Genomic DNA, 21,413 nt, shown 5'->3' with positions numbered 1-21,413 from the left:
TATGATGAAGCCATCCACGCTTATTGCAATCACCTTGATGAGTACCTTTGTACTCACAGGGTGCCAATCAAAAAAGAAGGACAAACTGCCGGAAGCGCAGCAAGTAGCTGTTCAAGACAATACGATTCCTGACATCAAGATGAACGACATCAATGGAAACGAAACTTCCGTCAAAGTCGAAGTGGCCAAAAATAAGATTACCATTCTTGACTTTTGGGCCAGTTGGTGTGGCCCCTGCGTCCAAGAAGCACCAAGTGTGGTGGCACTCTACAACGACTATCATGCTAAAGGATTGGGCATCATTGGCATCTCTCTCGATAAGGACGAGGCTTCGTGGAAACAAGCTGTAGACAAACTGGACATGAAGTGGATACACCTTTCGGACCTTCAAGGATGGGATAATGCTGCCGCCCAACTATTTAATGTCAACTCCATACCACATACGGTTGTGGTTGACGAGCAAGGTACCATTCTCGTTCAGGGACTCAGAGGTGATGACCTGCGCCAATTTATTGCAGAAAAGTTGGACTAACCTTCTATTTTACAATGATAATCTATAATGCAGGAGGAAGCCTATACGCTTCCTCCTGTTTCTGTTTTCTTCACTATGTAACATCTTTATCGAATAACCACTCAAACAAAAAACCACAGACCTTATGGAAATCTATCCATAGAGCCTGTGGCTTTTATCAAGTGAAAAGATAAATGACCTGCATTCATCTTATCCAAATTTCGATAAATATTAGTTCTTGAAGAAGTCTTTCACTGCTTCGTTTGGAACCATTTGTTCATCAAAAACGTAAGCACCCGTCTTTGGGCTCTTCACCATTTTGATTACCTTTGTATATGCTCGACCATCCATCTTACCTTCATGGAGGGTAGCGACCGCTTTCTTTGCCATTCTATAATCTCCTTATTACTTAATTTCCTTATGAAGAGTCATCTTCTTCAAAATAGGATTGTACTTCTTTAACTCAAGACGCTCAGGAGAATTCTTACGATTCTTCGTCGTTATATAACGACTTGTTCCTGGCTGTCCACTATCCTTCATCTCGGTGCATTCCAAGATTACCTGTACTCTATTACCTTTTGCTTTCTTTGGCATAATGACTATTCTCCTACTACTTTAATGTCTTTCCAATCGCAATAGCCATTAGAAACGGCTTTCTTCAACGCTGCGTCAAGACCGACTTTATTAATGAGACGAAGACCAGCCGCACTGATCTTAAGGCTAATCCAGCAACCTTCTTCTACATAATAGAACTTTTTGCTGAATAGGTTTACGTCAAAGCTGCGCTTTGTACGATGCTTTGAGTGAGACACATTGTTACCAATCTGTGCCTTCTTTCCTGTGATTTGACAAATCTTAGACATTGCTATCTTAAATTATTGTTATCGTTTTGATACTTATTCCAAACAGGGTGCAAAATTACAAATATTTATCGAAAACCCAAAAGAAATCTTGAAAGAATCCTTTTTATTAAGTTTTTTTGATGTTTTACCGTGTAGCAATACTATTTTGCATTACTTTTCCACTTGATTGGCAGGTTGGCGTTCGGGTGCGTTTTCCTGTAGATATTCTAAGAAAAGACGCAGTGCTTTGTTAGTTGCAAAGTTCAGATTAAGATCTCTACCATGGTCTTCCGTCAGCTGAAAGGTCCTGATGTCGTCTTTCGCTCCATATCCTATCCAAATGGTTCCAACGGGTACCTCCGGTGTTCCTCCGCCTGGTCCGGCGACACCAGTGATAGAAATCACATAGTCGCAATCCAATGTTTCACAAAGCCCTACGGCCATTTGCCTTGCCACCTCTTCACAGACGGCTGTTTGCGCTTCAATCACCTCATGATCAACACCCAGCAACTTCTCTTTCACATCATTGCTATAAGCGATGATACCGCCTTTAAAGTAATTGGAAGCACCCGGAACGGCGATGATGACTTCCGCAATGCGACCGCCCGTACAGCTTTCTGCCGTCCCAAGCGTTTTCTTTGTATCGTACAACATCTGTTGTATCTCACGACTGATAACTTTACTTCCAAAGTCCATTTCTATAACTGTTGCCTTCTGTTTTATCCTATTAGTCTGATCTTCGCATGATGTGTCAGCCTACTTATTTAAACGTTACTTTACTGAATGCTGGTTTATCGATGCTACAAAAATCTTTGTCTAGATATTTATAATAACCTGTGATGCCAATCATAGCTGCGTTGTCTGTGGTATAACTGAATTTAGGAATATAGATGGTCCATCCATATTTCTCAGCATGTTCACGAAAAGCATTGCGCAATCCGTTGTTGGCCGACACTCCACCGGCAACGGCAACATGGTTGATGCCTGTTTCTTTCACAGCCATTCTCAGTTTGTTCATGAGGATATCCACAATGGTAAACTCAAGACTTGCTGCGATGTCATTTTTATGGTTCTCTATGAAATCAGGTTCTTCAGCCACCCATTTGCGTAAGTTATACAAGAATGACGTCTTCAATCCCGAAAAACTATAATCCATACCAGCGACGTGTGGCTCTGCAAATTTGTAAGCATGCGGATTTCCCTGCCGTGCCAATTTATCGATGATGGGTCCCCCGGGATATCCAAGTCCCATCACCTTCGAGCATTTGTCTATCGCCTCACCAGCGGCATCGTCAATGGTCTGTCCCAGCACCTGCATGTCGTTGTAGGCATTGACCTTCACAATTTGCGAGTTACCACCCGACACCAACAAGCAAAGAAATGGCAACGGAGGCTGTTGATGGTCGTCACCGTCCTCTTTGATGAAATGTGCCATGACATGACCTTGCAGATGATTGACGTCTATCAAAGGGATGCCCAGGGAGCGAGCGAAACCTTTGGCAAAGCTCACCCCTACGAGCAGCGACCCCATCAGGCCTGGCCCGCGCGTAAAGGCTATTGCACTTAATTGTTCTTTGGTGATGCCCGCGCGTTTCAACGCCTGATCCACAACAGGCACTACGTTTTGTTGATGAGCGCGTGATGCCAGTTCTGGCACCACTCCACCATAGGCTTCATGCACGGCTTGCGAAGCTGTTACATTGCTCAACAACACATCATTGCGCAGAACAGCTGCTGACGTGTCATCGCAACTGCTCTCTATACCTAATATATATATGTCTTCCTTCATGATTAAATTCTTTCCTTCAGCGGGGCGCAGTCAGCGGCTTCTTCGCATCTTTACAGCACCATCAAAGCTATTTAACTGCACCATCAAAGCTATTTAGTGTGTCAAAATCTCAACGCCGTGTTCGGTCATCACAAAAGTATGCTCCCACTGTGCACTGGGCAGTTCGTCACCAGTGACGATTTCCCAGCCGTATGGATCTTCTGCATCGATGAAAACTTTCCAGGTGCCCATGTTAATCATCGGTTCTATGGTAAACACCATACCCGGTACCAGCAACATGCCGGTGCCTTTGTGACCGAAGTGCATGACATCAGGTTCTTCGTGAAATTTTATTCCAACGCCGTGTCCGCATAAGTCTCTTACAACTCCATAATGGTATTTTTCGGCATGTTTCTGAATAGCGTGGCCTATATCGCCCACAAAGCTATATGGTTTCGCTGCTTCCGCACCAATCTCCAGGCATTCTTTCGCAACGCGTACCAGCTGCTCTTTCTCCGGAGTTGTCTTACCGATGATAAACATGCGCGAGGCATCTGCGTAATAGCCGTCCACAATGGTCGTCATGTCCACATTGATAATATCACCGTTTTTCAGTACATCTTCTTTCTTAGGGATGCCATGACACACCACTTCATTGATACTGGTACAAACACTTTTAGGGAAGCCTTCATAGTTGAGACAAGCCGGAATGGCATGGTGTTCTTCGCAATATTTCATGCAGATATCATCAATTTCCTGCGTATCCATCCCCTCGTGAATCTGTTTGGCCACTTCGTCCAGCACACCCGTGTTCACCACGCCTGACTTTCTGATACCTTCTATTTGCTCCGGAGTTTTGATTAATTCGCGAGTGGGAACCAGTTTACCCTTATTTTCCCAGTACATCACCTGTTTGTCAAGATCAGTTAAGGGCTGCCCTGACAAGGCATGCCATCTTTTCTTCTTCTTAAAATTCATCTGCATACTTAAATTTACCAAGTGTACAAAAGTACACCAAATTACAGACACCACAAAATTTATTCAACCTTTTTAAGTTTGCAAACAACACGGTAGAGCCTAACGTAGAGTCAGCCAGAAAGTTTTGCACTTCGATTTTGAATCTGCATTTACAGTATTAAAGGTACTATAAATTAGCTAGATTACCAACTTTTAAAGCATCTCTCTTATACCGAACACAGGTTAGTAGACTCATAGATATTGGCAGGAACCTGGACTTCAAATATGACACCACTTTCACCATTTATAGTAGGGATAGCCTTCAAGGTAATCTTTTTCTTAGGCAAACCTTTCATCATTGTCTCATTAATGTAAATATCGACATTCTTTGTCATTAAGAATAAATCTGTTATTTGGTTCTTTTTTACATCTAATAATGCCACGTACCATTCTCGGTTTTTTGTATCCCTCAACAAGATATGAGCATCCTGCATATCATCAGTTACATCATAACTGTTAACAACAGGATGAATCCATGTCTCGTCCTGTTCACCCACACCTTCATTTGCATAGTCCCATAACCAAATTGGATATCGCAAAAAATCTTCAAGGCTTGTATCTTCTATTGGTTTAGAAGACCCGTATTGTAGTTCAAACTTTTTCTTCCTATTGAAAAATATTCCCATAATATATTCCTTTTAAGTTAGCTTTCATCATCTTTTGTTTGGTTTCAACCCCTATGATTATTTTATATAATTTGTAATAGAATGAGCCGTAACTATAGTAACTTCTACAAATAAAATCGTTTGATAGAAAGTTGTTTTCTATTGAGAGATACATAGAAGGACTTATTACTTCGTCATAACTACCACAACAATTGCGGTGGCGAATAAATTGTGTATGACCTCTCTCTTCATCTAAATAACAAACATTTCCCACATCAAGTATATAATATCCTTTACACTTGATCAGTTCAGTAAAATGAATATTGGCATATTCGTTACAGAGACAAAACTCCCGAAACTGCTCAGAAACAATCGTATAATGGTCATACGTCGTTACCATATTACGACGGCTTTTCAATTTATAATTAGGATTAGGAACATCTTTTATCCTATTTTTACAAATTGGACAAATATCAGGGCGATCATCTGTGGAATCATACATGAAACCATGTTCATCGCCTCCTATTAAAAATGTGCTACCAGGGTGTCCATCTTAAATTGTTGTTTTTATAAAAATTTCTATAGTTGAAATGAAGCTTTTTGCTAAACTATCAACTTTTTGTAATGCTGGCAAAGTATAATTTAACACATCAAAATAAATCGTTGTAGAACGGTCTATGCGGACTAAGTCAGTTGTTTTAAAACCATAATTCATACAACAACACAAAAAATAATCTTTTGGCTAATGTGACAAAAATGTGCTTAACTTCTTTGTCCCATTAGCCTGATTTTATCGTTTTGAGATAGCGAAAACAATATTTTGGGGTTCTCCTTTATCACAACATCTGCTAATTTTGCATTTCGGGCATTGCTTAAACCTATCGGTTGATCTTTTACGTTATTATAACTTGGATAAGCAACGTTAATTTTCCTCATTCAATCGTCCTATATTTTCATATAATTCCAATCCTTTATCAAATATGTTTTTATATCCTTTACATGTATTACCTATCAAATTAGTACCTTTTATAAAAATATTATTATTAACAGTCATTCTTTCAAAAAAATGACAATCAAAAAAATCAAAAAAACCAAGGAAGATATTATTATGTATATGTATTTCCGAATAATTATGTCCGCCCATCTCATGATTTATATCATTAAGAACTATGCAATTCTCTAATACAAATCCTTTGCGAAACCACGTTGAATTCAAATACATATTCTTTATTACACATTCTTTTATATAAACAGGTGTTTTTATTTCAGAATAATTGAAGTCAATATTCACATTGCTAATACCTTCTATTATGATTATATTATTTTTTTGATATTTTAAATAATTGTCATCATTTATAATTATTGATTTATTTTCTACCATTTTAATTCTCCAAATTTAATAATAGGATTTGCCGTCGGACGGTTTGAATATCCAGGAAATAAGTTTAATGAACGAATTTGTCCATTGTGCACATTGATAATTAAAGACTTTTGTATGCCATTAATTGTACCTTGAAAAGTATTACTGCCTTCTCGCAAATTGAATTTATTTTTGATTACAAAATCTTCCACATGACTTGTAATATCTGACTTAGATATTCCTATATCCTCATGTCTATTATTTGAAAAAGCATGTTCATTAAACTTTTGTATAACATCATTAGATATATATTTTTTACCCGTCCACGGATTCACTTTATTATCCCTAGCATATTTAAAACCAGAAGCGGCACCAGTAATTGCACCTACACCAGCTCCCGTCAAAGCGTTGACTCCCCTTTCTGATTTCACGCAGCATCATAGGCATACGACAAAGACTGTTGTGCATAGGCTTGTAGGGCTATGCATGCCCATACCATGGTTAGAATAAAGTGTTTCATACGCCCTAAGGTTTTAGTCTTTAGAGATAAGCAATCAATAAAATCAGAATATAACGCCATATATTCTTGTATGGTATTGCAAATATAAACACTATTTTTGAATCACACAAATAAAATGGGATAAAAATCAATAATCAGAAAAGGCGCAGATCCATTCGGATTTACCGTGTTGAACAGCCATTACCCGGACTGATTTATACGATCACTCACCAAAAATAAAAGTATCTTCATTACATACTGGTCTTGATTTAATTGTTTCATCTTTCAAAAATGCTAAATCCATTTTTGTATTCTTGCAACATAATAACACAAGTTTATTTCCTTGTGATGGTGCATCTATAAGGTTTAAAACATAATCGTAATTATTTTTAAGTAAGAAAGTTGAGATGATAAAATCATCTTCTTTTCCTACATAATACCTTTTTTTATATCTTCCTTTTCCTAAAAATACCCGATTGACAACAAAAACACTTTTTAATTCACTATCATATACAAATATCTCATAATGAATTATTTTTAACCTTTCTAAATAATTACATATCTTATTATTTTTCTCAAAAGTTGGAGATACTGAATATGTCTGAGTACTATCCAAGACTTCAAAAAGAACTGTAGCAAAAAGTTGTTCTTCCTTTGGAATATCAAATAATTTCCGCATTTTACAAATTGCCTGTTTTTCTAACTGCTTTATTTCGATCTTGGGAATTATTTTTTGAGGTATAACATTTATAAATGATGGCAACAACATAATTAATAATATTATATTTTTTTTCATAATGCAATTTTTAGGGAAGTATTCTCCATATAAAATCTATTGAACGTGCACCAATATTTCTGAAAACTCCAGAAGCTGGATCCATAACTTGATACACAACTTTTTGGAAGGTAACACCAGATATTTTTTGTATAGTAAGTACCGAAATTTTGTTTAATGCTGTAGCATGATTTATTGCAGTCCCCGTTCCAGAGGATAACATAAACCGATTTCCACCATTTAACAAACCAGACAATTGTTTAGCACCCAGTACGTCAGAAGGTAACTCTGTCCCTAAAGGTTTAACTGCCCGCCCAGTTAAATCTGTAATCGCTTTATTCATATCTAACGGTTTAACTGGGTCATTTATTCCATAATTATATTTTTTCACTAAATGATCTCTATACACATCTTGTGAAACTCCAGTATTGGCTTGAGATGTAGCAGGACCACAATTCATATCATTATTTTGTATAACACTAGGGAGATTAGCGTTACCAAGAACTTCAGTATTAGTTACTCTTGATCCATCCCAAAAATTCCTACCATCAATGCTTGCGGAAATTCCACTAGCTATTCCACCCACTACTCCACCGACACCCATTCCTATAAGACCATCTCTCGCACCACTCAAAAGTGCCTGTCCAAAAGTTTGATTTTGCATCAGTCCATTTCCAAAACCAGAAACAAATCCACTGCTTAGTCCTGCACCTCCTCCTATCAAAGCTCCAGACACAAAGCTTGTGGTGGCAGTTGTTGCTGTACTAGTTCCAAAAAAACCCGCAACAAAACCGCCCGACATTTGACCTGCAATTGGCAAAACAGAGCTTATTCCTGCACCAACACCAGCACCTAATGCACCTGCTGCTGCCCCAACAGCAAAATAGCCAAGTCCTTTTGCGTTAAATTTAAATCCATGTGAAGCCCAATTTACAATTCCACCTATGACTGCCCCTATTATAAGATGCCAGAACTCCCCATCCCCATCCACATACACCAGCGGATTATTCAAACAATAGCTGTACCTGTTGAAGCTCTGCGTAAAGTCTGGCATCTGCACGTATGGGTCAGGGCTGAGGAAACGGCCCAAGACAGGGTCATACAGGCGGGCATTCATGTTGATAAGCCCGAACTGCGGAAGATGTTCATGACCCGTGTAGCCACGTCCTAAGAACAACGCAGGCTCCGTGCCCGGTGCATAAGCTACTTGTGTTTCAGGATTGCGCAACCGTCCCCACGCATCATAACTCAATTCCTGTTTTAAAGTGCCATCAGCATTCGCAATATGCGTGATGCTGCCCAGATAGTCACGGCAGATGTAATATATCTTCCACTCACTGCTGTTTTCTTCCTTGACATACACGGCCGGAGCACTGTAAGCATCGCCACCGATGAATAAGCGTTGGGCGGCATTACCCTTGACACCGTCAATTTCATACTTGCCGTCAAAATAATAACGTGTCAGAAGAGTGGAACCTCCGCTGTCTACAATCATTTTTATCCGGTCGCCGTCTGCATTGTACGTCAACGAAGCTTTGATGCCGTTTTCTGAAATCTCATCCGGGCGTTGAATGGAATTATACGTAACGGTCTGTGATCTTAATGGCACTGTGTTTCCATCAGGTGTCAACATGGTAACCTGATAAGGCCTGTCTGCATGATTGTATTGCATGCTGCCCATGCCGGGCATCTGTGTGATGTTGCCGTTGGAAGCATAGGTTATCTGCTGTTGTCCGATGCTACTCAGACGGTTCAGGTTGTCATATCCGAACGTTTCGGTAAGATGGCGGGTGTTGTCGGTCCTGCTGTTCAGGTTACCTGTCTGAATGTCGGAGTCGTAGGCAAAGTCTTGGATGTTGCCAGCCGTTCGGCTGGTAGGCATACCAAAATCTGTATAGCTGTAAGTGCGGTTCAATGCTCCCGTGACGGCTTTGGTGGGCTGACCTAAGGCATTTTCTTCTGTCAGTTTCCAAATACTGATGTCGTCATTCAGCTTGATTTCTGTATTGTACCCGTTGGAATAAACATACTTTTCTGTTGCAATGGCTCCTGTTTGTGAGGTATATGAGATTTCGGCAATGTTGCCATCGTGATAGGTAAACCGCTTTTCTAAGAATTTCCCTTCGGAAAGATTGTCCCAAACGGCTGCAACCCTATCCATTTCATCATATTCAAATACCCGCATGCTAAGATTATCTGAATATAACTGTGCTAAAGTACCGTCATCATTATAAACGTATGAGGTATTTGTGTCAGCTCGTTTTTCCACTACCCTGCCATATTGATCGTAAACAGTCGTGTTGCTGACATTTCGGGCATCGGTCACCGTCAATGTCTTGCTGCCGTCAGCAGCATAGGTTTCAGTGAAGCTTTGTCTTCCTGCACTGGGGTCGGTGATGGATGTCTGTCTTCCATATTGGTCATATTCAAACGACGTCACCACATTACCTGGGGCCGTTATGCGCGATGGCTGACCATCCGGACGCAAGGTATATTCTATCATTCCACCCGGATCTTCTACTTTTATCAATGCCCCCGATTCATCTGTCGTTTTGGTTGTGGCAATGCCGTTTCGTGTCTCGGTGGTGCTCAGTCCGTCATAAGCCCATGTGGTTGTTTTGCCTGAGGCCTCTGTCAGGGTAAGCGGACGATTGTATGGGTCGTAGGTATAGGTAGCCCAGAAGTTGGGTGACGTTCCTCTGAAAGGAAGCGACACTTTTTCCAACCGTCCCCTTCCGTCATACGTTTGGTCAACAAACTGCCATTGCCCGTCAAAGCGTTGACTCCCCTTTCTGATTGCACGTCCCAAAGCATCATGATGCACAACCGTTGACGGTTTGCCCGTAGCCGTATTTGTTACGGTATACAATCCCTGTCCGCCCCAGTCCGTTTTTACTTCTTCTTTCGTTCCGTCCGGGTGTTGGGTGGAGATAAGCTGCCCCCAAGCGTCATACTGATAAGACGTAGTACGGTGCTTGAAGTCGGTAACTGTGCCTGCATGGCCAAACTTGTCATAATTGGCATAGGTCGTGGTTTGCCCCAAGGCGTTGGTTGAAGAAGCAAGATTCCTGCCTTCAGCATCATAGGTAAACGTCGTACCTAAGAATGTAGCCACGTCATACGGTGCCGAAAGTTCACTCGTCATGTTGCCATAGGCGTCGTAGGTCCAGCGCGTCTCATTTACCTTGTTGTCTTGAATATATGAGATTCGAGATTCGGGCAAACGATTGGTATTGTAGGTAATCGTCTCCTTATTGACCCACGATGTGCCACCGCGTACATTCGTAACGGTTTTTGTCACAGGTTGTCCAATCAGGTATCTGCCAGATGTTACCAGGTTGTCATACGTTTGCGCCGTTGTCGTATGTAAAGGTACGAATTTTTTCGAAAATAGAATTACCATTTGAAATGTCTACGTTCTTATTTCTCACAGCGGATTTGCTACTCTTTAATCATATAAACATCCATAGATTTTATAAATTGGTCTACGTTCTTACTTCTATACTCTTCTATACTAAGCATTATTATATTTTTAAAATCTTTATTTTCATATGAAGAAATTTCTATAGTTGAAATGAAGCTTTTTGCTAAACTATCAACTTTTTGTAATGCTGGCAAAGTATAATTTAACACATCAAAATAAACTGTTTTAGAACGGTCAATGCGGACTAAGTCAGTAGTTTTAAAACCATAATTCATACAACAACACAAAAAATAATCTTTTAATAATTCTCTGTTTTTTTGCATTTCACATTCACTCTTACATGTAAAAGAAGAAAATAAAAAAATGTAGAGAAAAAAAAGGAGGGACAATTTGCGTTTCATATTATCTTTTATTTAAAATTCCATAAGTTAAATTGATATACGCCAGCACTTGCATGCGATTATGCATACCAATATCACGGTTAGAATAAAGTGTTTCATACGCCTTAAGGTTTTAGTCATTAGAGAAAAGTGTTGAGTATCATCTGAATATATCGCTATATATTCTTGTATGGTATCGCAAATATAAACACTATTTTTTGATTTTACAAATAGTTTGGAATAAAAACAACAAAAGTCTCCGGGGTAGAGTCAGCCTACAAGTTTTGCACTTCGTTTTTGAATCTGCACAGAAAGGTTGATGATAGCCATACTCAGTCAACCGATATTTCACCTATCTAATCCTAAAGATTACTCGTGAGTATATTTCATCATGAAAGTCAGTCACCACCTTGACCGGTCATCTGCAACGTAAACAACAATGACACCACATTGCATCTTTCGTCGCTACATCTAAAAGTTTTTGACGGCCCTATCCATTTCTCGCCTGTCTTCTTTTTCCTTCAGCGTTTGTCGTTTGTCGTATTCCTTCTTTCCCTTAGCCAAAGCGATGTCCACCTTGGCTCTTCCATGCGCATCGATGAACACCAAGGTGGGAACGATGGTATGACCAGCTACCTTGATGTCGGCTTCCAACTTTCTGATTTCACGTTTCGTCAGCAACAGCTTGCGGTCACGCTTGGCTTCTGGGTTCGAGTAAGAGCCATAGAAATACGGACTGATGTTCATCCCTTTAATCCAAATTTCGCCATGATAAATGTAGCAGAAGGCATCAACCAAAGAGGCCTTACCCAGGCGAATGGACTTGATTTCCGTACCCGTGAGCACGATGCCGGCGGTATAAGTATCAATGAAAAAATACTCAAATGACGCTTTTTTGTTCCTAATCTGTATGGGACTCTTTTTTCTTAGTGCGAGTTCTTCCTTATTCATTCTTACACAATCTTTACAAATTGCCCGATGTGTTCATCCACATAACGTGCAATATTTTCCGTCCAACGCTCTTCATTTTCAACGAATTCATCGTCAAAATCGTCAAAGGCTGGATATTTCTCAAACAACGCCATAAACTCGTCGTCAGAACAATCTTGTTCCAATTCGGCAGCATATTTACGATAGAGCTTATGACATTTCCCTATCATCTTAGACAAATCGTGGATGTCCCAGCTTTTCAGAGCCTTGTCAAAAGGGTTTCTGAAGATAAAGGGACCATAACCGTTATGAATGAGCTGTACGAATCCACCGTCCATCACTTCCTGATGAAGGATGTGATAAGCCAACAGCGTAATTTGATCCGAGTTTAGTTGTTGCATCGAGTCGGCCGTCAGTTCTCCGCCTATCGCATCATAAATCGTATCCACAATCGCCTGAAGAAATACATCCATCCCTTCTTCAGCTGCTTTTTGCAGAACGTTTTCTTCAAGTTTTATTTCAATCATACACTGCAAAGATATGCAATTCGTCTTGATTATCTTCACATTATTAACTATTTTTGAACTGTTTGCACACACATTACCACTTCAACCAGTTCTTTTTTGATTTTTGGCCGTGGAAGTTCTTCTCGTTTCACTGGTGACCATGTACCAGTATTCGCATAAGTTAAAATTATCTACGAAACATATTTCATTCCACATTATAATATAAAATAGCACCCGGAGAGCATTGATAGTATAATATTTCTTAATATTCATTGGAATCTCATTAATTTATTTATACCTTTGCCCAAACCGAATAAAAAAGAAAGGACTAGAAAATGAAAAAACTGATCATGTTATCCATGATGCTGTTTGCTTGTTTTACCATAGTAAACGCACAACAAAAAGCACAAATCAAGTTTGACAAAATCACTCACGACTTTGGCAAATTCAATGAAAGCACACCTGAGCAGAAGTGCGTTTTTACCTTCACTAACGTGGGTAACGCCCCGCTTATCGTCAATCAAGCTGTGGCAAGCTGTGGTTGCACTGTGCCAGCTTACACCAAAACTCCTGTTCAACCAGGAAAGAAAGGTGAGATAAAAGTAACGTACAACGGCAAAGGTAGATTCCCTGGACACTTCAAAAAGACCATCACGGTACGCACCAATGGGGAGCCAGAGATGACCCGTCTGTACATTGAGGGCGTCATGGAAGAGGCTAAGAAATAAGCAAAGACTACTTTTATAGTATACATACACATAGAGGAGGGAGTATCAAAACAGTGATACCCCCTCTTTTTTTGAACCACAATGATTGATCTGTATAACAAACGAATTCCATGTTCCCACGAGTAGTCAACATTTGGAACAGCCTATTTGACACATTGATGCGACACAGAAGCAAAAAAAAAGAGGTTGGTGCAGGATGCTACCAACCTCGAGGGACGATTTCATAAATCATGAAATCTAAAAACTGTGACAAATATAATGTTTAAGATTGACAATAACAAATTTTACCCCTAAAAAGTTCAATATTTAACAATCAGTCAACAATAAACTGAAAGCAGCAGTCATTTAAACTATTAAAAAGACGTGTTGTCACAAAAAATTAATATATAGAAAAACATCAATATCGAGTATATTTTGTAACTTTGCTCCAACTAAATAACTTATAAACTAACTTTAGAAATTATTGAGTATGAACAAAATTTTACGCATTTCAGTAATGAGTTTGCTCGCTTTGATAAGCAGCATCACCTTTGCACAAGTGACATTTGACGCCAATGTAGACAAAGGAACACAAACAGGAGATGGAAAACCTGACCAAGTAAGCAAAGACGGTGTCACTCTTTCGTGCACAAATGCTGCACTTGCAGCCGTTCATTACAAGACAAAGAAAGCAGAATACCGTTTCTATTCCAATTCAAGCGTAACCCTATCTGCTACTGACAAAAACATTGTAAAAGTCGAGATGACCTGCTCAGGCGATAAAAGACATGCAGCATCCAACTTTGCTACACAAGAAGGCCTGGTAATTACTAAAGAAACAGCTACATGGACAGGTAAGGCTACCTCTATCACTTTTAAGACTACGAAACAAGTACGTGCCTATAAAGTAGTCGTTACCTTAGAAGGTGGAGCTGTTACTCCTACCCCTGAAGTACAAACAGTAGATAACATTGCAGCTTTTAAGGCGTTATCTGACGGTACTACCGCTCAATTAAAATTGAATAATGCACAGGTACTCTACACATGGACCAGTAACAAAGGCAACACCAGCACTTACATCCGCGATGCTACAGGTGCCCTGCTGTTGTACAATAGCGGACTAACCCTCAAAGAAAACCAGATGGTGAACGGTGAAGTAACCTTGGAACTAAAAGACTTTAAAGGACTGCCCGAAGGTGTGAATACCGATAAAACCAACGCTGACGGGTTGACCATCACCAATGGTACACCAGCAAAACCAAAGGTCATCACCCCCGACAAGGCGGGCGAGAACCTCTCTGACTTGGTACAAGTGGAAGGAGTAACCATACAGAGCGAACAATCGGGGACGCACACCAACTACTATGCCCACGTCGGAGATCAAAAGATTCAATTGTACAACGGCTTCCACTTAGACGCCTATAATGATCTGTCAACGCTGGAAGGGGCTAATAACAAAACCGTCAAAGGTATTGTCAGCATGTTTAATGGCAATTATCAGATTACGATTATCAGCATCGACACAACGACTGGGATTGACAACTTAAATGCAGAGAGCAAGACCCTCAACGAAAATGCACCGATGTACAACTTGGCTGGCCAGCGTGTTGACAAGACATATAAGGGTGTTGTTATACAAAATGGCAAGAAGTTTATCAACAGATAACCATGCGCTGAAACGAGAAATCATACACTTGATTATCTATATATCAAACGGACGTGTCCATCTGGCGGCACGTCCGTTTCTTATTTTGTCCCCACAAAATTTATCAACACGTTTGTCATTTAGACAGAAACGCAGCGCATCGCTCGGCACATCGCTCACCATCAATACCGGCAGAGACGATTCCACCTGCATAGCCAGCGCCCTCTCCACAAGGAAAGAGGCCACGAACGCGAACATGTTGCAGCGTTTCGCGGTCGCGGAGAATACGCACGGGCGACGACGTTCGCGTCTCAACGGCTATCACGACAGCTTCATTGGTCAGGAAACCACGGCTCATCTGTCCAAACTTCTTGAAGCCTTCTTGCAAACGATGGGCGATAAATGGCGGCATCCAAAAGTGAAGTGGACTGCTCATTAAGCCGGGAGCATAACTGGATGCCGATAAGTCGTATGACAATTTGCTGTTCACAAAGTCAGCCATTCGCTGCGCCGGAGCAGTTTGTTGCCTATTTCCCTGCAACCAACAAGTGTATTCCAATTGTTCCTGCAACTGCATCATCACCAAATCATCATTCAGCTTTTCATCATCACTGGGCATCAACATGCCTGCCTGGCGAACGTCTTCAGGATGCAATTCCACCACCATGCCCGCATTCGACCACTTCGTTCCGCGGTTACTGGGACTCATTCCATTCACCACTATTTGCCTCGGACCCGTGGCAGAAGGGATGACAAAGCCACCCGGACACATGCAGAACGAGTAAACGCCACGTCCTTCCACCTGACTGACAAATGAATATTCGGCCGCCGGAAGATATTTTCCCCGACCCCGCTTATCATGATATTGTATCTGATCGATCAACATTGAAGGATGTTCCAAGCGCACTCCAACCGCCAATCCTTTCGGTTCGATTTCTATTTTGGCACCACTCAAATATCGATATACGTCACGCGCACTGTGTCCGGTGGCCAAGATGACCGGCCCTTTGAACGTAACTTCCTGCCCCGAAGACAATCGCACGGCTTCAACGCCCAGCACCTCATCCCCCTCGGCAGACAGCAAGAAAGCCGTCATCTTGGTTTCAAAATGCACCTCTCCACCACTGTTGATGATGGTATTTCGCATGTTTTCGATGACCTTCGGCAACTTGTCCGTACCGATATGCGGATGTGCGTCGGCCAAGATCGAGGTTGAAGCACCATGTTGGCAAAACACATTGAGAATTTTCTCAACCGAACCACGCTTCTTCGAGCGGGTATACAGTTTGCCATCCGAATACGCACCGGCGCCACCTTCACCAAAACAATAGTTGCTTTCAGCATCCACCTTCTGCGTCTTGGTAATCATGGCAAGGTCTTTCTTGCGCTCCCTGACATTCTTCCCCCGCTCGATGACCACGGGTTTGAAGCCCTCTTCAATCAAACGAAGTGCGGCGAAAAGTCCCGCCGGACCAGCTCCCACCACGATGACACGAGGCTTTTGGGACACATCCGGATAAACTGTCCTGATGAATTCCTCATCCTGTGGCAACTCATTGATGTACACTCTCAAACTAAGATTCACATACACCGTTCGCTGCCGTGCGTCAACAGACCGTTTCAACACCCGCACATGCTTCACCGTTCGGGCATCCATTCCCTTTTCCTTGGCCAGATATTCAATGATAGTCTGCTCGGAATGAGCATGCTGAGGAAGAAGTCTGATTTGAAATTCTTTGATCATGAATGAAGAAATTTTGTAGATTTTCGACAAAAAAGGATGTCACAAAACACCTTATCTCTTTGCAAAATAAGTATTTTTTTTCCAGCTACCCAAGTATTTTTCAGATTAAAACCAACTCTTTTCAAAGTTCATGCCCATCGAAGGGAAATCAATGTTGTATGATAAGCCATTCAAAGTTTTTTCGTACTTTTGTCACCAAATATCGACTTCGCAGCATGATGAGGCATGAAACCCAATGCGTTCACCATCGTTGTAGGCTGGATAACGCCCACGTTTCTGTTCGTAATGCTGAGAAGCGAAATCAACAAATCATCAAAACCACTTTTGTCGGGTGGCATAAAACATTAAAAAACAGTAAAATGAAAGTATTGAAATTCGGCGGAACATCCGTTGGTTCCGTCAAGAGCATCCGCTCTTTGAAGAGAATTGTAGAACAAACTGCCAAGCAGCAACCAGTGATTGTGGTAGTCAGTGCCTTGGGAGGCATCACCGATCAATTGCTGTCAACTGCCCAACAGGCCTTGCAAGGTGATGACGAATGGAAACAACAGTTCAGCGAGATGGTAGACAGGCACCACAAACTCATTGACACCATCATCACAGACAATGCGCGGAGAGAAGAGTTGTTCTATACCGTTGACGCTCTTTTTGAACAACTACGATCCATTTACTTCGGCGTTTATCTCATTCATGATTTAAGTCGGAAGACGCAAGATGCCATCGTGAGCTATGGCGAACGATTGAGTTCGAAAATCGTCGCCACGTTCATCAAAGGCGCTAAATGGTACGATGCCCGCGAATTTATCAAGACCGAACGCAAGCATGACAAGCACACACTGGACAGCCAGCTCACCTACAAACTGGTTAAACACACGTTTGCCACCCTCCCCCGCATCTCTCTCGTGCCGGGTTTCATCAGTCAAGACAAGAATACCAACGAAATCACCAACCTCGGACGAGGTGGGTCAGACTACACGGCATCTATCATCGCCGCAGCGCTAAACGCGGAGATATTGGAGATATGGACTGATGTCAACGGCTTTATGACGGCCGATCCGAAGGTGATTAAGACCGCTTACACCATCAACGAACTGAGCTACATCGAGGCTATGGAGCTGTGTAACTTCGGCGCCAAAGTGGTTTATCCACCAACCATCTACCCCGTGTGCGTCAAGAACATCCCCATCAAGGTGAAAAACACCTTCGACCCAGACGGCGAAGGCACCATTATCAAAGCCCAAATAGCCAACGATGGCAAGCCCATCAAGGGTATATCCAGCATCAAAGGCACGGCACTCATCAATGTGAGCGGCCTCTCCATGGTGGGTGTGATTGGTGTAAACCGACGCATTTTCACGGCCCTGGCCGACAAGGGCATCTCCGTGTTCCTGGTCAGTCAGGCTTCTTCCGAAAATTCTACCAGCATTGGCGTACAGGAAAAGGATGCCGAAGAAGCTGTCAAGGTGCTCAACGAAGAGTTTGCCAAGGAGATTCAGACCGGTGCCATGTTCTCCATGGAAGCACAGAAAGGCTTGGCTACCATCGCCATCGTGGGCGAAAACATGAGACACCTGCCGGGAATAGCCGCCAAACTCTTTGAGACGCTCGGCCGATCGGGCATCAGTGTGATTGCCTTCGCACAGGGATCCAGCGAAACCAACATATCGGTAGTCATCGAGGCTCCATACCTTCGCAAGGCGCTGAACGTGCTGCACGACTCGTTTTTCCTATCAGAATACAAGGTACTGAACCTGTTTATCTGCGGAATAGGTACCGTTGGCGGCAAGCTCATCGAACAGATTCGAACGCAATACGAAGAGCTGAAACGCCATTCGCAGCTCAAACTCAACGTCGTAGGCATCGCTTCGTCAAAACATGCCATTTACAACCGTGACGGCATTGACCTGAACAATTACAGGGAAGCGTTGAAAGAATCTGACCTCAGCTCGCCCTCTGCCCTGCGCGACCATATCCTCAACATGAATATTTTCAACTCTGTGTTCGTCGATTGCACCGCCAGTGAAGAGATTGCCGCACTCTATCAAACCTTTCTCGAACATAACATCAGCGTGGTGGCAGCCAACAAAATAGCCGCATCCTCACCTTACAACGAATACTTGGCTCTGAAACAAACAGCCGTGATGCGGGGCGTGAAGTTCAGATACGAAACCAACGTCGGCGCCGGACTGCCCATCATCGGCACCATCAACGACCTGCGCAACTCGGGAGACAAAATCTTGAAGATTGAAGCCGTGCTGAGTGGCACCCTCAATTTTATCTTCAACGAACTTTCCGCCGACGTTCCGTTCTCAGCAACCGTACGCCGCGCGCAGACTGAAGGCTACAGCGAACCCGACCCACGCATCGACTTGAGCGGCAAGGATGTTATCCGAAAACTGGTAATCCTGACGCGAGAAGCCGGCTACAAGGCTGAACAAAATGACGTGGAGAAGCATCTGTTTGTGCCAGCCGACTATTTTGAAGGCAGTCTGGACGACTTCTGGAAACGCTTACCCCTCTTGGATGCCGACTTTGATGTGCGCCGAAAGCGACTGGAAGAACAAGGCCAGAGATGGCGATTCGTGGCCTCCATGGAGCATGGACACATGCAAGTGGCTCTGCAAGCCGTTGACCGGCAGCATCCGTTCTACAACCTCGAGGGCAGTAACAACATCGTGCTGCTCACCACCGAGCGTTACAAAGACTACCCCATGCAGATACAAGGCTATGGAGCTGGTGCCGACGTGACAGCCGCAGGCGTGTTCGCCAACATCATGTCCATCGCCAACATTTAGGATAAGCCATGACGGCCATCTTGCGCAAGCTGTCGTAAGAGCCACGCCCCTCACCGCACGCATATACCGAGAGATGATTGACGAATCGTGAATGACAAACCAACGCCTTTTGTATGCCAGCGCAATCGTAGGAACGCACAAACCCCACATCCCTACGATTGCGCTGAACCATTTCCACTAAATTTGTCTGTTATTTTCATCAAAAAAGGCCTCTAAAATGGCCATCCAAAATTTCTATTCTGGAAAAAATCAATAGGCAAGCAAGGGACAAACGAGCAATGACATTGGTTGAAATAACGATGTTGTACGCAAAAACGCTTGATTTTTTCTACAAGAACCATACTTTTACGCAACAATTACCATGCAATACCCCGCCAAAGGCATACATATTACACGCTTATAGCATAGCTTTTGGCTTCAAAAAACATTGAAAGATAGAGCAAAACTTTTACAAATAACTGCAACGTATTGATTATCTTTCACTTGTAAACATCGTTCATCTTTGTCGTATTTGAAAGCAAGGGCGAGGTTGTTTGTAAATACGCCAAGCATTGAAGCGACCTTTGTCAAGAAAATTCCTCATCACATTTCCACTTTATGTTTGCGCTTAGAGCACGAAAACACAGTGCACTGCAATCTAAAATTCGTGCGCAACACCAGCAAATGTGGTTATCAAATTAAGAATAGAGTACACATAATATCAAGGGAGCATCCGTACTTTTCCTCACAAAAAAATGCAATCTTTTAGGTTAATGATTAATTTTGAACATGCTGGTTGGATAAATTGAAAAAACTTTTATTGAATTTTCTTGAATTAATCTGCAAGAATTCATTATATTTGCATGCAGATAACTTTAAACCTAAACAATCAAATGGTCTACGTCGAAGTATCAGAACCTAGCAGACTCACCAGCTTCTACCTGGCGATGGAAGAATATATTGCACGACATGTCGACAGTACGGAGGATTGTTTCTTCATGTGGCAAGTGCCGCCAACGGTGATGTTTGGACGTAACCAACTCATCGACAACGAAGTAAACACCGAGTATTGCCAGGAAAAAGGCATCCACCTCATCAGGCGAAAAAGCGGAGGTGGCTGCATCTACGTTGACGAGGGCTGCATTCTGTTCTCCTGCATCACACACGACGACCAGGTGAACATGGTATTCTGCCAATACATCAAGCGCGTGGTAGACATGCTTCAGGCCATGGGGGTAGATGCCCATTCGGGTGGACGAAACGACATTCTCATTGGCGATAAAAAGGTGTCAGGCAACGCATTCTACCATGTACCGGGGCGAAGCATCGTTCATGGCACCATGCTCTACGACACCAATATACAAAACATGGTGGCCAGCATTACGCCCAGCCAAGAAAAACTCATCAGCAAAGGGGTGCAGAGCATTCGCCAGCACATCGCTCTGCTCAAGGATCACACCACGCTTACCCTCGAAGAGGTCAAACGTTTTGCACGTCAACACCTCTGCTCATCGACAATCACCCTGACAGCCGATGACGTGAAGGGTATCGAAGAGATTGAACAAGACTACCTGTCGGACGATTTTACATACGGCAACAATCCCCGTTACTCCATCGTTCACAAAAAACGGATTGAAGGCGTTGGCGAATTGGAGGTGCGACTTGAACTGAAAAACAATGTCATCAAAGAGGCCAACATCATGGGCGACTACTTCCTGACGGGCGACCTGGACAATGGCATTCTTAAGAAGTTGCGCCATGTACCTTACAACGCACAGGCTATCGCGAACGCCCTGCCCGACCGTTTGGACGACATCATCAGAAATCTGAAGAAGCAACAGTTGGTTGATTTGATATTGGCTGAATGAAAACCGCCTTGCAACCATCCTAACTTGACACCAACTACAGACTACTAAAAAATGAAAA

Annotated in this window: 22 protein-coding genes; 5 read left to right on the top strand and 17 right to left on the bottom strand. The window is 42.4% G+C overall.

Annotation, left to right across the window (positions count from 1 at the left end):
* The first annotated feature begins 1 nt into the window (after nucleotide 1).
* Nucleotides 2-532 (top strand): peroxiredoxin family protein, encoded by a 531-nt coding sequence (locus NQ518_RS02460; RefSeq protein WP_227207073.1) that lies wholly within the window; start codon nucleotides 2-4, stop codon nucleotides 530-532.
* Nucleotides 533-742: 210 nt separating this feature from the next.
* Here NQ518_RS02460 and NQ518_RS02455 read toward each other — a convergent pair whose 3' ends face one another.
* The 15 genes from NQ518_RS02455 to NQ518_RS02385 all read right to left on the bottom strand — a co-directional run bounded on the left by NQ518_RS02455 (nucleotide 743) and on the right by NQ518_RS02385 (nucleotide 12,638).
* Nucleotides 743-901 carry a DUF4295 domain-containing protein gene (locus tag NQ518_RS02455; RefSeq protein ID WP_004349773.1) on the bottom strand — a complete coding sequence of 53 codons (159 nt, stop codon included), beginning with the start codon at nucleotides 899-901 and terminating at the stop codon, nucleotides 743-745.
* Nucleotides 902-916: 15 nt separating this feature from the next.
* Nucleotides 917-1,105, bottom strand: coding sequence for a 50S ribosomal protein L33 (gene rpmG / locus NQ518_RS02450; RefSeq protein WP_004349772.1), 189 nt, complete (start codon nucleotides 1,103-1,105; stop codon nucleotides 917-919).
* Nucleotides 1,106-1,110: 5 nt separating this feature from the next.
* Nucleotides 1,111-1,374, bottom strand: coding sequence for a 50S ribosomal protein L28 (rpmB, locus tag NQ518_RS02445; RefSeq protein ID WP_004349771.1), 264 nt, complete (start codon nucleotides 1,372-1,374; stop codon nucleotides 1,111-1,113).
* Between the two features lie 150 nt (nucleotides 1,375-1,524).
* Nucleotides 1,525-2,049: a CinA family protein gene (locus NQ518_RS02440; protein WP_227207071.1), complete on the bottom strand. Its 525-nt coding sequence runs from the start codon at nucleotides 2,047-2,049 to the stop codon at nucleotides 1,525-1,527.
* A gap of 64 nt (nucleotides 2,050-2,113) precedes the next feature.
* Nucleotides 2,114-3,142, bottom strand: coding sequence for a tRNA (adenosine(37)-N6)-threonylcarbamoyltransferase complex transferase subunit TsaD (tsaD, locus tag NQ518_RS02435; RefSeq protein ID WP_227207069.1), 1,029 nt, complete (start codon nucleotides 3,140-3,142; stop codon nucleotides 2,114-2,116).
* A gap of 93 nt (nucleotides 3,143-3,235) precedes the next feature.
* Nucleotides 3,236-4,099: a type I methionyl aminopeptidase gene (map, locus tag NQ518_RS02430; RefSeq protein WP_227207068.1), complete on the bottom strand. Its 864-nt coding sequence runs from the start codon at nucleotides 4,097-4,099 to the stop codon at nucleotides 3,236-3,238.
* 206 nt (nucleotides 4,100-4,305) lie between these two features.
* Nucleotides 4,306-4,764, bottom strand: a complete 459-nt coding sequence (locus tag NQ518_RS02425) for a hypothetical protein (protein WP_227960944.1) — start codon at nucleotides 4,762-4,764, stop codon at nucleotides 4,306-4,308.
* Complete coding sequence (locus NQ518_RS02420) at nucleotides 4,745-5,245, bottom strand: hypothetical protein (protein ID WP_227960946.1); 501 nt, start codon at nucleotides 5,243-5,245, stop codon at nucleotides 4,745-4,747. Before NQ518_RS02420 ends, NQ518_RS02425 begins: the two co-directional genes overlap by 20 nt.
* 420 nt (nucleotides 5,246-5,665) lie before the next feature.
* Entirely contained in the window at nucleotides 5,666-6,124 is a 459-nt protein-coding gene (locus NQ518_RS02415; protein WP_040561871.1) for a hypothetical protein, read from the bottom strand.
* Nucleotides 6,118-6,534 (bottom strand): hypothetical protein, encoded by a 417-nt coding sequence (locus tag NQ518_RS02410; protein WP_040561873.1) that lies wholly within the window; start codon nucleotides 6,532-6,534, stop codon nucleotides 6,118-6,120. The genes NQ518_RS02415 and NQ518_RS02410 overlap by 7 nt, the downstream gene beginning before the upstream one ends.
* A 291-nt stretch (nucleotides 6,535-6,825) precedes the next feature.
* Nucleotides 6,826-7,398, bottom strand: coding sequence for a hypothetical protein (locus tag NQ518_RS02405; RefSeq protein WP_040561875.1), 573 nt, complete (start codon nucleotides 7,396-7,398; stop codon nucleotides 6,826-6,828).
* Nucleotides 7,399-7,408: 10 nt separating this feature from the next.
* On the bottom strand, nucleotides 7,409-10,780 hold the full coding sequence (locus NQ518_RS02400) for an RHS repeat domain-containing protein (protein ID WP_227207061.1): 3,372 nt from the start codon (nucleotides 10,778-10,780) through the stop codon (nucleotides 7,409-7,411).
* A gap of 38 nt (nucleotides 10,781-10,818) precedes the next feature.
* Complete coding sequence (locus tag NQ518_RS02395) at nucleotides 10,819-11,202, bottom strand: hypothetical protein (protein ID WP_227960948.1); 384 nt, start codon at nucleotides 11,200-11,202, stop codon at nucleotides 10,819-10,821.
* A 450-nt stretch (nucleotides 11,203-11,652) separates the two neighbouring features.
* On the bottom strand, nucleotides 11,653-12,132 hold the full coding sequence (gene smpB, locus NQ518_RS02390) for an SsrA-binding protein SmpB (protein ID WP_036872427.1): 480 nt from the start codon (nucleotides 12,130-12,132) through the stop codon (nucleotides 11,653-11,655).
* Nucleotides 12,133-12,134: 2 nt separating this feature from the next.
* The gene (locus NQ518_RS02385) at nucleotides 12,135-12,638 is read right to left on the bottom strand and encodes a DMP19 family protein (protein WP_023058450.1); all 504 of its coding nucleotides are present in this window, start codon (nucleotides 12,636-12,638) and stop codon (nucleotides 12,135-12,137) included.
* Between the two features lie 314 nt (nucleotides 12,639-12,952).
* Here NQ518_RS02385 and NQ518_RS02380 point away from each other — a divergent pair, with 314 nt between their 5' ends.
* Both NQ518_RS02380 and NQ518_RS02375 read left to right on the top strand, forming a co-directional pair.
* Nucleotides 12,953-13,345 carry a DUF1573 domain-containing protein gene (locus NQ518_RS02380; protein WP_227960950.1) on the top strand — a complete coding sequence of 131 codons (393 nt, stop codon included), beginning with the start codon at nucleotides 12,953-12,955 and terminating at the stop codon, nucleotides 13,343-13,345.
* Between the two features lie 469 nt (nucleotides 13,346-13,814).
* Nucleotides 13,815-14,990 carry a hypothetical protein gene (locus NQ518_RS02375; RefSeq protein WP_227960952.1) on the top strand — a complete coding sequence of 392 codons (1,176 nt, stop codon included), beginning with the start codon at nucleotides 13,815-13,817 and terminating at the stop codon, nucleotides 14,988-14,990.
* A gap of 115 nt (nucleotides 14,991-15,105) precedes the next feature.
* On the opposite strand, the gene NQ518_RS02370 is transcribed toward NQ518_RS02375, so the two are convergent.
* Nucleotides 15,106-16,713, bottom strand: a complete 1,608-nt coding sequence (locus NQ518_RS02370; RefSeq protein WP_227960954.1) for an NAD(P)/FAD-dependent oxidoreductase — start codon at nucleotides 16,711-16,713, stop codon at nucleotides 15,106-15,108.
* 359 nt (nucleotides 16,714-17,072) lie between these two features.
* Between NQ518_RS02370 and thrA the strand changes: the two genes are divergently transcribed.
* The gene (thrA, locus tag NQ518_RS02365; protein WP_227960955.1) at nucleotides 17,073-19,508 is read left to right on the top strand and encodes a bifunctional aspartate kinase/homoserine dehydrogenase I; all 2,436 of its coding nucleotides are present in this window, start codon (nucleotides 17,073-17,075) and stop codon (nucleotides 19,506-19,508) included.
* Here thrA and NQ518_RS02360 read toward each other — a convergent pair.
* Nucleotides 19,486-19,680 (bottom strand): hypothetical protein, encoded by a 195-nt coding sequence (locus NQ518_RS02360; RefSeq protein ID WP_227960957.1) that lies wholly within the window; start codon nucleotides 19,678-19,680, stop codon nucleotides 19,486-19,488. The two genes, thrA and NQ518_RS02360, sit on opposite strands and share 23 nt — an antisense overlap.
* Before the next feature lie 700 nt (nucleotides 19,681-20,380).
* Here NQ518_RS02360 and NQ518_RS02355 point away from each other — a divergent pair.
* Entirely contained in the window at nucleotides 20,381-21,355 is a 975-nt protein-coding gene (locus NQ518_RS02355) for a lipoate--protein ligase (RefSeq protein ID WP_227960959.1), read from the top strand.
* Nucleotides 21,356-21,413: the final 58 nt, after the last annotated feature.

The sequence above is a fragment of the Hoylesella buccalis ATCC 35310 genome (assembly GCF_025151385.1).
GTDB lineage: Bacteria > Bacteroidota > Bacteroidia > Bacteroidales > Bacteroidaceae > Prevotella > Prevotella buccalis.
This window is presented reverse-complemented; position numbering and strand designations above follow the sequence as displayed.

What these genes read in the sequence shown, in the direction of transcription:
- NQ518_RS02460 (WP_227207073.1), top strand. Translation starts at nt 2, where the DNA reads ATGATGAAGCCATCCACGCTTATTGCAATCACCTTGATGAGTACCTTT.
- NQ518_RS02455 (WP_004349773.1), bottom strand. Translation starts at nt 901, where the DNA reads ATGGCAAAGAAAGCGGTCGCTACCCTCCATGAAGGTAAGATGGATGGT.
- rpmG (WP_004349772.1), bottom strand. Translation starts at nt 1,105, where the DNA reads ATGCCAAAGAAAGCAAAAGGTAATAGAGTACAGGTAATCTTGGAATGC.
- rpmB (WP_004349771.1), bottom strand. Translation starts at nt 1,374, where the DNA reads ATGTCTAAGATTTGTCAAATCACAGGAAAGAAGGCACAGATTGGTAAC.
- NQ518_RS02440 (WP_227207071.1), bottom strand. Translation starts at nt 2,049, where the DNA reads ATGGACTTTGGAAGTAAAGTTATCAGTCGTGAGATACAACAGATGTTG.
- tsaD (WP_227207069.1), bottom strand. Translation starts at nt 3,142, where the DNA reads ATGAAGGAAGACATATATATATTAGGTATAGAGAGCAGTTGCGATGAC.
- map (WP_227207068.1), bottom strand. Translation starts at nt 4,099, where the DNA reads ATGAATTTTAAGAAGAAGAAAAGATGGCATGCCTTGTCAGGGCAGCCC.
- NQ518_RS02425 (WP_227960944.1), bottom strand. Translation starts at nt 4,764, where the DNA reads ATGGGAATATTTTTCAATAGGAAGAAAAAGTTTGAACTACAATACGGG.
- NQ518_RS02420 (WP_227960946.1), bottom strand. Translation starts at nt 5,245, where the DNA reads ATGTATGATTCCACAGATGATCGCCCTGATATTTGTCCAATTTGTAAA.
- NQ518_RS02415 (WP_040561871.1), bottom strand. Translation starts at nt 6,124, where the DNA reads ATGGTAGAAAATAAATCAATAATTATAAATGATGACAATTATTTAAAA.
- NQ518_RS02405 (WP_040561875.1), bottom strand. Translation starts at nt 7,398, where the DNA reads ATGAAAAAAAATATAATATTATTAATTATGTTGTTGCCATCATTTATA.
- NQ518_RS02400 (WP_227207061.1), bottom strand. Translation starts at nt 10,780, where the DNA reads ATGGTAATTCTATTTTCGAAAAAATTCGTACCTTTACATACGACAACG.
- NQ518_RS02395 (WP_227960948.1), bottom strand. Translation starts at nt 11,202, where the DNA reads ATGAAACGCAAATTGTCCCTCCTTTTTTTTCTCTACATTTTTTTATTT.
- smpB (WP_036872427.1), bottom strand. Translation starts at nt 12,132, where the DNA reads ATGAATAAGGAAGAACTCGCACTAAGAAAAAAGAGTCCCATACAGATT.
- NQ518_RS02385 (WP_023058450.1), bottom strand. Translation starts at nt 12,638, where the DNA reads ATGATTGAAATAAAACTTGAAGAAAACGTTCTGCAAAAAGCAGCTGAA.
- NQ518_RS02380 (WP_227960950.1), top strand. Translation starts at nt 12,953, where the DNA reads ATGAAAAAACTGATCATGTTATCCATGATGCTGTTTGCTTGTTTTACC.
- NQ518_RS02375 (WP_227960952.1), top strand. Translation starts at nt 13,815, where the DNA reads ATGAACAAAATTTTACGCATTTCAGTAATGAGTTTGCTCGCTTTGATA.
- NQ518_RS02370 (WP_227960954.1), bottom strand. Translation starts at nt 16,713, where the DNA reads ATGATCAAAGAATTTCAAATCAGACTTCTTCCTCAGCATGCTCATTCC.
- thrA (WP_227960955.1), top strand. Translation starts at nt 17,073, where the DNA reads ATGAAAGTATTGAAATTCGGCGGAACATCCGTTGGTTCCGTCAAGAGC.
- NQ518_RS02360 (WP_227960957.1), bottom strand. Translation starts at nt 19,680, where the DNA reads ATGGTTCAGCGCAATCGTAGGGATGTGGGGTTTGTGCGTTCCTACGAT.
- NQ518_RS02355 (WP_227960959.1), top strand. Translation starts at nt 20,381, where the DNA reads ATGGTCTACGTCGAAGTATCAGAACCTAGCAGACTCACCAGCTTCTAC.